12 protein-coding genes are annotated in these 12,596 nt (G+C 69.4%); 3 read left to right on the forward strand and 9 right to left on the reverse strand.

Translation table 11 applies throughout. The features are described from left to right. Nucleotides 1-86: 86 nt before the first annotated feature. The 5 genes from IEY79_RS03645 to IEY79_RS03665 form a co-directional block, all read right to left on the reverse strand. On the reverse strand, nt 87-1,931 hold the full coding sequence (locus tag IEY79_RS03645) for an alpha-galactosidase D (RefSeq protein ID WP_189105805.1): 1,845 nt from the start codon (nt 1,929-1,931) through the stop codon (nt 87-89). 76 nt (nt 1,932-2,007) lie between these two features. Continuing rightward, nucleotides 2,008-2,928 carry a carbohydrate ABC transporter permease gene (locus IEY79_RS03650; RefSeq protein ID WP_373292459.1) on the reverse strand — a complete coding sequence of 307 codons (921 nt, stop codon included), beginning with the start codon at nt 2,926-2,928 and terminating at the stop codon, nt 2,008-2,010. Next, complete coding sequence (locus IEY79_RS03655) at nt 2,925-3,899, reverse strand: carbohydrate ABC transporter permease (RefSeq protein WP_189105806.1); 975 nt, start codon at nt 3,897-3,899, stop codon at nt 2,925-2,927. Before IEY79_RS03655 ends, IEY79_RS03650 begins: the two co-directional genes overlap by 4 nt. Nucleotides 3,900-3,975: 76 nt before the next feature. Further along, nucleotides 3,976-5,289 carry an ABC transporter substrate-binding protein gene (locus tag IEY79_RS03660; RefSeq protein WP_189105807.1) on the reverse strand — a complete coding sequence of 438 codons (1,314 nt, stop codon included), beginning with the start codon at nt 5,287-5,289 and terminating at the stop codon, nt 3,976-3,978. A gap of 8 nt (nt 5,290-5,297) precedes the next feature. After that, on the reverse strand, nt 5,298-6,473 hold the full coding sequence (locus IEY79_RS03665) for an ROK family transcriptional regulator (protein ID WP_189105808.1): 1,176 nt from the start codon (nt 6,471-6,473) through the stop codon (nt 5,298-5,300). A 181-nt stretch (nt 6,474-6,654) separates the two neighbouring features. Between IEY79_RS03665 and IEY79_RS03670 the strand changes: the two genes are divergently transcribed. Continuing rightward, a complete protein-coding gene (locus IEY79_RS03670; protein WP_189105809.1) occupies nt 6,655-8,793 on the forward strand; it encodes an alpha-galactosidase in 2,139 nt (712 codons plus the stop codon). A 41-nt stretch (nt 8,794-8,834) separates the two neighbouring features. On the opposite strand, the gene IEY79_RS03675 is transcribed toward IEY79_RS03670, so the two are convergent. Further along, complete coding sequence (locus tag IEY79_RS03675) at nt 8,835-9,368, reverse strand: TetR/AcrR family transcriptional regulator (protein ID WP_189106028.1); 534 nt, start codon at nt 9,366-9,368, stop codon at nt 8,835-8,837. Nucleotides 9,369-9,390: 22 nt separating this feature from the next. Further along, nucleotides 9,391-10,227, reverse strand: coding sequence for an alpha/beta fold hydrolase (locus IEY79_RS03680; RefSeq protein WP_189105810.1), 837 nt, complete (start codon nt 10,225-10,227; stop codon nt 9,391-9,393). Nucleotides 10,228-10,418: 191 nt separating this feature from the next. Between IEY79_RS03680 and IEY79_RS03685 the strand changes: the two genes are divergently transcribed. Beyond that, nucleotides 10,419-11,381, forward strand: a complete 963-nt coding sequence (locus IEY79_RS03685; RefSeq protein WP_189105811.1) for a LysR family transcriptional regulator — start codon at nt 10,419-10,421, stop codon at nt 11,379-11,381. Nucleotides 11,382-11,437: 56 nt separating this feature from the next. After that, on the forward strand, nt 11,438-11,980 hold the full coding sequence (locus IEY79_RS03690) for a DapH/DapD/GlmU-related protein (protein ID WP_189105812.1): 543 nt from the start codon (nt 11,438-11,440) through the stop codon (nt 11,978-11,980). 18 nt (nt 11,981-11,998) lie between these two features. Here IEY79_RS03690 and IEY79_RS03695 read toward each other — a convergent pair whose 3' ends face one another. Continuing rightward, on the reverse strand, nt 11,999-12,202 hold the full coding sequence (locus tag IEY79_RS03695) for a DUF1918 domain-containing protein (protein ID WP_189105813.1): 204 nt from the start codon (nt 12,200-12,202) through the stop codon (nt 11,999-12,001). A gap of 17 nt (nt 12,203-12,219) precedes the next feature. After that, nucleotides 12,220-12,411, reverse strand: a complete 192-nt coding sequence (locus IEY79_RS03700; protein WP_189105814.1) for a DUF1059 domain-containing protein — start codon at nt 12,409-12,411, stop codon at nt 12,220-12,222. Nucleotides 12,412-12,596: the final 185 nt, after the last annotated feature.

A 12,596-nucleotide genomic window follows, 5' to 3' on the forward strand; every position in this document is an offset into this window, starting at 1 on the left:
CCCCGTGTGGTGGGTCATGTCCGCGAAGTCCCGCCGGGCCTGCGGGCGGCGCTGCTTCGCGGACACGCCTTCGTGCGGAGCCGGGATCAGATGCGCGGCACGTCGATCTTGTCGATGTCCGGCGAGTACCCCTCGCCGCTGTCGAAGGTGACGGTGTTGCTGCCCGCCTTCAGCGTGACCGGCACGCTGATCGAGTCGACCGCCGACCAGCCGCCGGTGGCGGGGAAGGCCGTCGCGACCGGGGCCTTGCCGTTGGCGGAGACGCCGATCGACCGCGGGTCGCCCGAGGTGTAGGCGACCTTGACCAGATAGCGGCCGGCCTTCTTGACGACGACGTCCGTGAACTGCACCTTGCCGCCGACGTAGAGGTTGCCGACCTTCTTCGTGCCCGAGCACTCGTCGCAGTCCGCGACGGAGGCCGAGCCCGTGAGGACGTTGTCGGGGGACTCCGCCTCGTACGCGTCGGTCTTCAGCCCGGGACCCTGCGGGGTGACGGTGAACAGCCGTGAGCCGTGCGCCGGTACGGCCTGGGTGATGCCGTCCTTGTGCCGGCCGAGGCTCTCGTGGTTCCACACGTCACGTACGGACGCCTGGCCCGTGAAGCCGAGCGCCTGCCAGTCGGCGGTCACCGGCGAGGGGGAGTCCCCCTGGTTGAACAGGGCGACGGTGTAGCTGCCGTCGGGGTTCTCGGAGGCCCAGACCTGCTCGTCACCGACCGAGGTGACGGGCTTGGCGGGCTTCCCCGGCTGCTGGTTGATCTTCAGCACGTCGCGGTTGGTCATCAGCGACAGGCCGTAGTCGTCCAGCTTGGTGAGGTCGTCGCCGCTGTACAGCGGGGACTTGGCGACCGCCCACAGCGTCATGTAGCTCTGCCGCTCGGCCTTCGTCAGACCGCTCATGTCGGCGTTGCCGACGTTGATCGCGTCCAGGTCGTTCCAGCCGCCGGGCCCGGCGTACCGGGTCCAGCCGGGCGTGTCACGCCAGCGGTCCTCGACCGAGTTCTCCCACGACACCAGGGTGTTGCAGTAGCACTCCACGTCGGTGTCGACGCGCCAGCCGTTGGACGTGGCCTTCCAGTCCTTGGCGTAGTTGATGTCGAGCGACCAGGAGATCTCCAGGTGGATGGGCCGCCCGGTGGACTTGATGGCCTTCTGCCAGGCGGCGACGTCCGTGCGGTTGTCGTAGTTGTCACCGCTCTTGAAGGACCCCGGGCCCACGCCGTCGAGCTTCAGGAAGTCGTAGCCCCAGTCCGCGATCAGCCGCGCCTGCGAGTCGACGTACTTCTGCGCGCACGGCTTGGTGAAGTCGATCTTGTAGGAGCTGTCCCAGCCGTTGGTCGTCCGCAGATCGCTGTAGACGATGTCCCCGGTGGTGCAGTCGTCGGTGTTCCAGATCTTCAGCTTGCCCTCGCCGTACCCCTCCTTCTCCAGACCCACGGGAAGGTAGATGCCGGCCTTGAGACCCTTGCTGTGGATACGGTCCGCGACCGCCTTCATCCCGCTCGGGAAGCGCTCGGTGTTGGTCTTCTGGCGACCGAACTCGTCGAACTCCGGCGTCCAGTCCCAGCCACGCCACCAGCCCGCGTCGATGTTGACGTACTCGTAGCCGTACTTCTTGAGCTTCGAGGCCAGCGCGTCCGTCTGCTTGTTCACGTTGGCTTCGGTGAGATAGCTGTAGTTGCCGCGTGTGTTCACCCCGGGGTACGAGGTGGTCTGGAGGCTCCAGCTGCTCCAGCCCATGTAGGGCTTCTCGGCGACGGCGTTCTTGCCGGTGGCGGTGGCGCTGTCCGGGACCTGGGACGCCTGGACCGGTGCCCGGTCGGGGAGTTGGGCCTGGGCCGTGGTCGGCACGGCGACCGCCAGGCCGGCCGTGACGGCGAGGACGAGCGCGGCGCGCGTGGTTCTCGCGACGGTGCGAGCGGGTGGGCGCATGGGAGGGAGCCTCCTGCTTTCTCGTGATGGGGAGGAGCGGGGGTGGGAGGGAGGTGCGGGGGGTGGGCGCTGCGGCCTACTTGCCCGCGCCGATGGTCAGACCGCTGATGAACTGGCGCTGGAGCGCGAAGTACACGATCAGCGTCGGAATCGCGGTCATCAGGGCGCCGGCCGCGATGAGGTTGGGATTGGTGAAGTACTGCCCCTCCAGGCTGGCGAGCGCGGAGGTGACGGGGCGCTTGTCGCCGGTCTCGATCAGTACGAGCGGCCAGAAGAAGTCGTTGTAGATCCAGATCGACTCCAGCGTCGCGAGCGCGGCGAAGGCCGGGCGGCACAGCGGCAGCACGATCTGGAAGAACTGCCGCCACACGGGCGCGCCGTCCACGAGCGCGGCCTCGGTGATCTCCTTCGGGATCGTCTTCATGTAGTTGCTCAGCACGAAGGTGCAGAAGCCGCACTGGTAGGCGATATGGATGACGATGATGCCCCAGTAGGAGTTGTAGAGCAGATACGAGTCGCTCATCCAGCCGGGCAGGTTCCACTGGAGGTACAGCCGGTACAGCGGGGTGATGAGCACCTGGGCGGGGAGCAGATTGCCCGCGGTGAACAGCATCAGCAGCGCGATGTTCCAGCGGAAGTCGAAGCGCGATACGTAGAAGGCGACCGCGGCGGAGAAGAACAGGGTGCCGAGCACGGCGGGCACGGTGACGAGCACCGAGTTCCAGAAGAAGTGCGCCAGCCCCGACTGCGCCCACGCGTCGGTGAAGTTCTCCAGGCTCAGACCGCTCGGCCAGGAGAGATAGCCGTTCTTCGCGGTGTCCTCGTACGGCCGCAGCGAGGTGTACATCGCCCACAGCAGCGGGACCAGCCAGAGCAGGGAGATACCGGCGAGGAAGAGATGCCGGCCCGTCTGGCGCCTCGGGCGCGAGGGCTTCGAGGCAGGTGTGGCCTGCGGTGCCCATGGCGGGGCCGCCGGAGGTGTGGCTGTCGCGGTCACGCCTCCTCCTTGTCCTTGCGGAAGTTCTGTACGAGGAAGGTGCAGATGGCGGTCAGCGAGACCAGCAGCATGATGACCGCGATCGCCGACCCGTAGCCGATATGGCTGGTCTCGCCCACGATGTTGTCGGTGATCAGCAGGGAGAGCAGCTCCATACCGGGCTTGCTGCCGATACCGCCGCCGAGGACGTACACGATGTCGAAGGCGCGCAGCGACTCCATCGCCGTGACGACGAGGATGACGATGTTGACCGGCTTCAGCGCGGGGAAGACCACGCGCAGGAATGTCTGCCGCCCGTTGGCGCCGTCGAGCGCGGCGGCCTCCTTGAGGGCGGGGTCGAAGCCTTTGAGCCCGGCCAGATAGAGGATCATGATGTAGCCGGTGTGCCGCCACGCCGACGCGACGAGCACGGCCCACAGATTGAGGTCGGGGTCGCCGAGCCAGTCGATGTGCGTGCCCGGCGAGACCGAACCGATGATGCCGTTGAGCAGGCCGTTGTCCGGGTTGTAGATGATCTCCCAGATCAGCCCGACCACGGCGAGGGACAGCACCATGGGCAGGAAGATCGCGGTCTGGTAGATCCGGGTGAAGCGGATCTTCCGGTCGAGCTGGTACGCGAGGAAGATGCCGAACGGCGTCGGCAGCAGCGCGGTGAACAGCAGCCAGATGACGTTGTGCTGGACGGCCGGCCAGAACGGCGGGTAATTCGTGAAGATCTCACGGTAGTTGTCCCAGCCGATCCAGTCGATGTCGGACAGCGAGAGGCCGTCCCAACTGGTGAAGGAGAGGGCGAACGAGGCGAGAGCGGGCAGCCAGACGAAGATCAGCAGGGCCAGCAGCGGCACCCCGACGATGACGCCGAGGAACAGCCTGTCGCGCAGGCCGAGCCGGCGCGGCCTGCGCCGGCGGGCCGGGACGTCTGGCACGGCCGGCGCGACCGGTTCCTCCGGTGCTTTGATTGTGGAAGTCATAGGGGTGGGCGTCCCTCGGGCGGATCGGCGGGGTGGCGGCTCGGGTGTCTCAGGCGTCTCGCGCGTCGTGACCGGATCAGCCGGAGAAGAAGCGCGAGCGCTGCGACTCGATCTTCTTCAGCGTGGCCGCGCCGTCGTCCGGGTGGCCGAGCCACTGCGTCAGACCGGGCAGCACGACGGTCGAGATGAAGCCGGGGTCGCTGTCCCGGTCACCGAACTGCGTGATGTGCTTGGCCGAGCCGATCAGATCGGCCGACTTCTTCTGCAGCGCGTTGTACTTGCTGGTGTCGGCCTTGCTGTGGACGGCGACATTGCTCGGGTCGACGCCCATGTAGATGCTCTCGGCCTCGGGGCTGCCGAGGAACTCCAGGAACTTGACCGCGCCCTCGGTGTTCTTGGGCTTGCGGCTCAGCATGAATCCGTCGGTCGGCGCCTCGACGGTGTCCGTGCCGTGCGCCGGGTCGACCTCCGGGAACGGGAAGAAGTCGATGTCCTCGCGCAGCGCCGTGTCGGTGATCTGCTGGCCGAGGAAGAGTCCGATGACGGCCATGCCGGACTTCTTGTCGAGCAGCGACTGGGCCGCGTCCTGCCACGAACGCCCGCCGGCACCCGGCTGGTAGTACGGGGCGAGTTCCCGCCACAGATCGAGCACGGTGCTCATGCGCCGGTCGTTCCACGCGACGTCGCCGCGCATCAGCTCCATGTGGAAGTCGTAGCCGTTGGCCCGGAGGTTCAGATAGTCGAAGGCTCCGAGGATGGACCAGCTGTCGCCGCCGCCGTAGCCGGAGGCGATGGGGGAGAGCCCGTCCTTCTTCATCTTCTTGGCCAGCGCGACGAACTGCGCCCAGGTGGTGGGCGGCGTGTAACCGCGCTCCTTGAATACGCTCTTGCGGTAGAAGACCGCCCACGGGTAGTTGTACAGCGGCACGAAGTAGTACTTGCCGTCGCTGCCCTTGGAGAGCTGCTTCGCGGCCTCGCTGAACCCGGAGCCGATGGTCTCCCACACGTCGTCGATGGGACTGGCCAGCTTCTTCTCCGCGAAGTACTGCATGCGGTAACCGGCGAACCAGGTGAAGGTGTCGTCCGGCGTGCCCTGCAGATAGCTGGAGATGCTCTTCTGGAACGTGTCGTGGTCGACCGTGTTGGTCTTGACCTTCAGCTCGCTGTCCTTGGTGAAGGCCTCGGTCACCGCCGCGTAGGCCTTCTTGGGTGTGGCGTCGGCGCCGTTGGAGCCGAACGTCACGGTCTTCGGGTCGGCGGCCGGAGGGCCGCCGCCGCACGCCGCCAGGGCGGGCCCGGCGAGTGCGGCCGCTCCGACCCCCATCAGTCCGTTGACGACGCTGCGTCGTCTCGGACCACCGGCTCCGGGTATGCGGCTCTGCTGCGTCATCGCTTCTCCTAGAAGGTGTCGGACCCGATGAAGGTCTGTATCGCGGTGGCCGCGGCCCCGCGCGCCCACTCCTCGAATGCCAGCGGACGTGTGATCACGTCGCACTGGTCGGCGGTGCTGAAAGCGGTCGCGGAGAACGCTTCCTTGATCTGGGCGGCGAACAGGTCGTAGGCCGCGAGCCCCTCGCCCGAGATGATCACCCGCTCGGGGCCGAGCAGATTCACCACGGAGCCGATCGCCCGGCCGATCGCGGCGCCCGCGTCCGCGTACGCCTCGCGGGCCACCGGGCTGCCGCCGTGGGCCAGTTCGAGTGCCTGCGCGGGGCCGGCCAGCGGCTCGCCCGTGTCGCGCTCGATACGGCGCACGATGGCCGAGTCCGAGGCGATCGCCTCGACGCAGCCGTGGTTGCCGCAGTGGCACAGCGGCCCTCGCGGGTCGATGGACAGATGGCCGATCTCACCGGCCACCCCGTGCGCCCCGGAGACCACCCGTCCGTTGACCACGAGGCCGCAGCCGATCCCGGCGCCGACGGTGACCAGCGCGAAGTTGGAGAGTCCCACTCCCGCGCCGAACCACTGCTCGGCGACGGTCAGCGCCCGTACGTCGTTGTCCACCGTCGCGGGCAGTCCGGTCACCGCCGTGGTGAGTTCGGCGAGGGCGATGTCACGCCAGTCGAGGAAGGGGGAGTAGCGGACGACTCCGGCCGCCCGGTCCACATCCCCCGACACGGCGACCGCGAGGCCCTGGACCGGGACGCCGAACCCCTCGGCCTCCGTCCTCAACTCGGCCGTCAGCTCGGCGATCACGGCGATCACGGCACCGGGCTCACGTGCGGTGAGCGGTACGTGCCGGGCCAGCCGGATCCGGCAGCACAGGTCCGCCAGGACCGCGATCACCTCGTCGGCCGTCACCTTCACGCCGATGAACAGGGCCCTGCCGCCGTCCACCCGTACCGGGTTGGCCGGCCGGCCGACGGCGGGCGGCGCACTCTCGTCCGCGGCCTCGACGAAGTAACCGGCCGCCATGAGCGGGCGTACGGCCTTGGTCACCGCGGCCGACGAGAGGCCGGTGCGCCGGGAGAGCTCCACCCGGGAGAGGGGGCCCTGGGAGAGCACGGTGGTGAAGACCAAGGAGGCGGCGGGTGTGGCCGCCGGAAACGCCTCCACCTGGTCGGTCGTTGACATGGCCGGAAACGTAGGTGAGTTAATTTCCTCTGTCAATAAAAAAAGCAGGAACCCTGCGAAGTTGAAGTTGATCATGCCTTCTCATGAGAAAAGTTTGTGGGAGCAGGGCACTTGACAGCGGATCAAAGGGCGGGATTGGCTACCTGCCGTCACAGTGCTGCCCCCGAACGTGAGGATCTCCATGCCCCAGATCTCCTACGCCCCGGATGCCGCCCTGTGGTTGCTCAGCACTCCGCACACCTCGTACGCGGTGCGGACCGACAGCAGCGGCGCGCCGTGTCATGTGGCCTGGGGCGGCAGGCTGACCCTGGACGAGGCGCGGGAGATCGCGGGGCGCCCCCACCCCGTGGACCGTGAGGCCAACAGCTTCGAGGGCCGGCCCCCGGTCGGCGAGGAACTGCCCGTCGACGGCGGCGCCCGCTACGGCGTGCCCTCGCTCCAGGTCCGGTTCGCCGACGGCACCCGCGCACTCGAATGGGCGGCCGTCGGCCACGACATCCGTGAAACCCCCGGCGGGGCGGCCGAGTTGGACCTGCTCTTCCGCGACCGGCACTACCCGCTCGACATCGTCCTGCACTACCGCGTGCACCAGGACAGCGATGTGATCGAGCGCTGGACGACGCTGTGCAACACCGGCACCGACGACATCGTCGTGCTGCGCGCCGACTCCGCCGCCTGGACCCTGCCGCCGCGCGCCGGCTACCGGCTCGGCCATGTCACCGGCCAGTGGGCCGCCGAGACCCAACTCCGCCGCGAGACACTGGCGTTCGGCGAGACCGTCCTGACCAGCCGGCGCGGCATATCCAGTCACCATCTCAATCCGTGGGTCATGCTGGACGACGGGGGCGCGACCGAGGACCACGGCCAGGTGTGGAGCGCCGCCCTCGCCTGGAGCGGCAGTTGGCGCATCACCGCCCAGCGCACCTCCGACGGCCGGGCCGGCTTCACCGGCGGCGCGGGACACGACTCCACCACCCTGCGCCTGGGCCCCGGACAGACGCACACCACACCGTGCTTCGCCGGGCTCCACACCGAGGGCGGCTTCGGAGCCGCGAGCCGGGCCTGGCACGCGTACACCCGCGCGCACGTCCTGCCGCATCCCGACGAGCTCCGCCCCGTGCTCTACAACTCCTGGGAAGCCACCGGCTTCGACATCGACGAGAAGCGGCAGATGGCCCTCGCGGCGCGCGCCGCCGAACTGGGGGCCGAGCTGTACGTCATGGACGACGGCTGGTTCGGCGCCCGGCGCGGCGACCGGGCCGGGCTCGGCGACTGGACGCCGTCACCCGACCGGTTCCCCAAGGGCCTCACGCCACTCTCCGACGAGGTGCACCGTCTCGGCATGCTCTTCGGCCTCTGGGTGGAGCCGGAGATGGTCAACGCCGACAGCGACCTCTACCGCGCGCACCCCGACTGGATCCTGCACTTCCCGCACCGCACGCGCACCGAACTGCGCAACCAGCTCGTGCTCAACTTCGCGAGGGACGACGTCGCCGACTGGGCGTACGAGTGGCTGACCGCACTCGTCGCGGACAACGGCGTCGACTTCCTCAAGTGGGACATGAACCGCCCGTTCAGCGAGGCGGGCCCCGGCGGCGCGGGACCGGACGGCGACGACCGGCTGTGGAGCGCGTACGTGCACAACCTCTACCGCGTCATCGACCGGCTGCGCGCGGACCATCCCGCGCTGCGTATCGAGGCGTGCAGCGGCGGCGGCGGGCGCGTGGACCTCGGCATCCTGTCCCGTACGGACCAGGCATGGCCGTCCGACAACACGGACGCGGCCGACCGCATCGGCATCCAGCACGGCTACAGCCAGCTCTACCCGGCGTCGACCATGGCCGCCTGGGTCACCGACGTGCCCAACGAACTCACCGCGCGGACCGTGCCGTTGGCCTTCCGCTTCCATGTCGCGATGGCCGGGCTGCTGGCCGTCGGCGGTGATCTGACCCGCTGGTCGGACGAGGAGATCGCGGAGGCGGCCGGGTTCGTGGGCACCTACAAGCAGATCCGCCATCTGGTCCAGCACGGTGTCCAGCACCGGTTGCGGGGACCGGTGGACGACGGACCCACCGTCGTGCAGTACACCTCGCCCGACCGGGCGGAGGCCCTGGTGCTCGCCTGGCAGCGGGCGCCGCGCCGGGGACGCCCGGAGCTGCCCGTCCATCTCGCCGGACTCGAAGCGGGGGCGGTCTACCGGGACGTGGCGACCGGGGTGCGGCACCACGCGACGGTGCTGCTCGAACACGGACTGCCGCTGGAGCTCCCCGAGGGCGACTGGGCCAGCACGGCGATCCATCTCATGCGCGTGTCGTCCTGAGGCCGCGGGCGCCGGCCGGGCGGCCGGCGCCGACACGCTCCTCACATGGCGCGCAGGCCCCGGTCGGCGAAGGAGATGAGCCACTCGAAGCTCTCGTCGATGTCGGCGCTCCACTGGAAGCCGTTGGCCGCCTGCAGCGTGGCGAAGCCGTGGCAGAGGCTGCGGAGCATACGAAGAGCGTGGTCCACGTCGGGCTCGGCTATGTCGTAGCCCCGCAGGACCGCCCTGAACGCCCCGAGCGACCGCCGGCCCGCGACGGCCAGCGGATCGTCCGGGCCGTGCGGTTCCACCCCGATCGTGGCGCCGTACCGGCCGGGATGTTCCAGGACGAAGGCGCGGAAGGCACGCGCCGCGGCCGCCAGGGCGTCACGGCCCGCGTACCCCTGGACCGCGCCGCCGATGGCGTCCGCGGCTTCGCCCAACGCCAGAGTCGCGATGCGCCGGTTGAGGTCTTCCTGGCCGCCCACGTGTTTGTACAGGGACGGGGTGCGCACGCCCAGCCGCTCTGCGAGCAGGCCCATCGTCAGATTGGCCAGGCCCACCTCGTCGGCGAGGGCGGCACCGGCCGCGACCACGGCCGCCGGGTCCAGGCCGGCCCTAGGCACGGGCGGCGTCCGACCGGAGGAAGGCGAGCGTGAGCGAGACGACCTGGTCGGGGAAGTGGTCGTGCGGGTAGTGCCCGGCGCCCTCGATCATCTCCAGGCGGCCGAGGCCGGGCGGCAGGGCGTCGACGATCGCCGCCCCCTCGGCGCGCGGGTCGGCCCAGTCGGGGTCGAGGGTGCCCATCACGACCAGGACGGGGCAGCGGACGTTGCCGAGCTGCGCGCCGGCGTCGGTCGGGGCGCTGCGGCCCATGCCCTGGAGGGCCTTCATCCGGCCCGGCTCGCGCAGCAGGGACTCGACACGGCCGAGCCGCTCGGCCCAGTCGGCCGGCTTCGTGCCGGGGTAGGCCACGTCGAGATACGAGCGCCAGAGCGGCACACTGCCGAACGCGCCCGCGCCGAGCAGGCGGAGCATGCCCTGCCGGAAACGCTTGACCCTCAGATCGCCGATGCGGACCGACTGCTTGCGGGTGAACGGCGTCAGCTCGACGACGGCGGTGATCAGCGAGGGCTCCCGCGCGGCGGCGACGGTGGCGGCGCCACCGGAGATCGAGTGGCCGACCAGTACGGCCGGCCCGCCCAGATGGCGGATCACGGCGAGCAGGTCACCGGCGATGGCGGTGCGGCTCCAGGCGGGCCAGCCGACGCTGGACTCGCCGCAGCCGCGCAGATCGACCGCGGCGACCCGGTAGCCCTCGGCCACCAGCCGCGGGATCACGGCACGGTACGAGGCGCGGCTGTCGCCCATGCCGTGCGCGAGAACGATCAGCGGGCCGGATCCGGCCACCTCGTAAGCGATCGTGCCGCTGTCGACGGCGAGGTACTCGGTCATGACATCTCCCCATGGCTAATGTTGTTAGCTAAAAGCTAATCTGATTAACCGACCTTGTCAATGAGGAACCGGGACCTCGTCCGGCGGAGCTTCCTCACATCCGGGTGCCGGGGCGCGGCCATCGCGGCGGGATCGAACAACGAGTCCTCGGCGAGCCACAACCATTGGTTGGGCACTCCTACGATGTGCCGGTGGACACCGAGGCATTGCGATCGTTCGTCCGGGCTGCCGAGCTCGGGCGGTTGCGGCAGGCCGCCGACGAACTGGGCATGACACAGCAGGGCGTCTCCAAGCGGATCGCCGCCCTGGAGCGCGCGCTGGAAGTGCGTCTGTTCACCCGTACGGCCCGAGGGGTCGAGCTGACGCTCGACGGTCAGGCGTTCCTCCCGCACGCGCGGAGCATCGTCGCCGGTGTCGAGCGCGCCGTCGCCGCGGTCAGACCGGGCTCCCGGGCCCTTCGGATCGACGTGCTCGGTCTGCGAAGCGCACAGGCGGTCGTGCTGCACGACTACTGGCGCTCGCATCCCGAGACCGATCTCGACGTGGTGACCCTCAGGGTCAGCGACCCGCGCGTGGCGGTCGCCGCCGTCGAAACGGGTGACATCGACGCCTCGTTCCGTACCGTCACCGACCCGGCCGTACTGCCGGCCGACGTGCGGATGATCCCCGCGTTCGACTCCCCGCTGGAACTTCTCGTCGGTCCGGGGCACCCGCTCGCCTCGGCGCGCCGGCTGACACCGACGGAGCTGCGCAAGCACCGGATCTGGGTGCCGGGCATCGAACCCGGAAGCGAATGGGCGGAGTTCTACGATCAGCTGGCGACCGACTTCGACCTGCGGATCGACGCGGCGGGTCCGCACTTCGGCGACGAAGTACTCCTCGACACCCTCGCGGACTCCTCGGACGTGGCCACCCTCGTCGGGGCGCGGGACCGGTACATCTGGCCGCCCACCCACGACCTGCGCCGCATCCCCGTCGAGAATCCGACCCTCGCGTACCCGCTCTCGCTCATCCTCCCCCGCACGAATCCACATCCGGGGCTCCGTCGCGTCGTCGCCCACCTCGGAAGCCTCGCCGGACTCCCCGAGCCGGTCTGGCTCCCGTCCTGGGCGACGGAGCAACGACGCGGCCACACCGCGTCCCGGTCCCGATGACGCCGGCTCGCCCTCGGGCCGGTTCGGTCACCCGTACACCAGAAAGGGATCGTGGCATGTCCAGCGACCGTCTCATGCGCATCCACAGCGCAGAGTTCAGAGCCATGGCAGAGAGAGTCCTGCGGGTCACGGAACTCACCTCGCGCCTGAACGTCCTGCCCTTCGACGACGAAGCTGGCAAGGCGGCACTGTTCGAACAGATCCTCGGCAAGCCACTGCCGCCGGGGGTCACGATCTATCCGCCCTTCTTCACGGAGCACGGCCTCAACCTCGACCTCTCCGAGCGCGTGTTCATCAACCAGAACTGCACGTTCCTGGACTACGCCGGTATCCGGCTCGGCGAGCGCGTGATGGTGGGCCCGAAGGTCACGTTCATCACCGGCGGGCATCCGGTCGATCCCGAGGAGCGGCGGCTCTACCTCACCGGCGCGCCCATCGACGTGGCGGAGAACGTGTGGATCGGTGCCGGTGCCACGATCCTGCCCGGCGTCAGCATCGGCCGTGACGCGGTGGTCGCCGCGGGCGCCGTCGTGGCCGACGACGTCCCGCCGGCCAGCCTGGTGACGGGCACCAAGGCGACCGTGCGCCGACAGTGGTGAGAACGACGAGCCCGGGCATCAGGCGCCCGGCCGACGGTCTCCTGGACGCTCCACCTGTGAATCAGGGCCCGGCACCATGATCAATTCATGACCGCGCTCGTCGCGCACCCGGAAAGGCGGTGAATGAGGCGGTCCCAGTACCTCGACGACCTCCATCACCCGGTCCTGCTCGCCAACGATCCGCCCGTGAACCACGAGCCTGTCACCCTTGTCCGCTTCCATGAATCCGCCCTTCGGTCTCAGGCGTGCTGAGGGACCTCGTCCTTCAGCGTGGACCGGATCTGCTCGCGCAGCTCGGGCCCGTCCGCGTGTCCGTGCACGCTCACCGCGTGATCACCGGCGGCGCGGACCACTTCCTCTTCCTCACCGGAGATCGTGAGCGTGCACTTGCTGTCGCTCGGGAAATCCCTGCAGTCAGCTACTTTGCGCATGACTCGCCTCCTCCCTTCCAGTGTCCGCCCGTCGCCGGGCATACGCGACTGTCGCCGCGTCGCAGGGCAGGGCCGACCGGTCCGAGGGACCTCCGGGGGCGTACACCGCCATACGGGCCCTCGGGCGCGCACGCCCGGCGTACGCCCCGTAGCAGCTGTTGGTCTGGACCTGACTATTGCCCTCG

The organism is Streptomyces camponoticapitis (genome assembly GCF_014646115.1).
Lineage (GTDB): Bacteria > Actinomycetota > Actinomycetes > Streptomycetales > Streptomycetaceae > Streptomyces > Streptomyces camponoticapitis.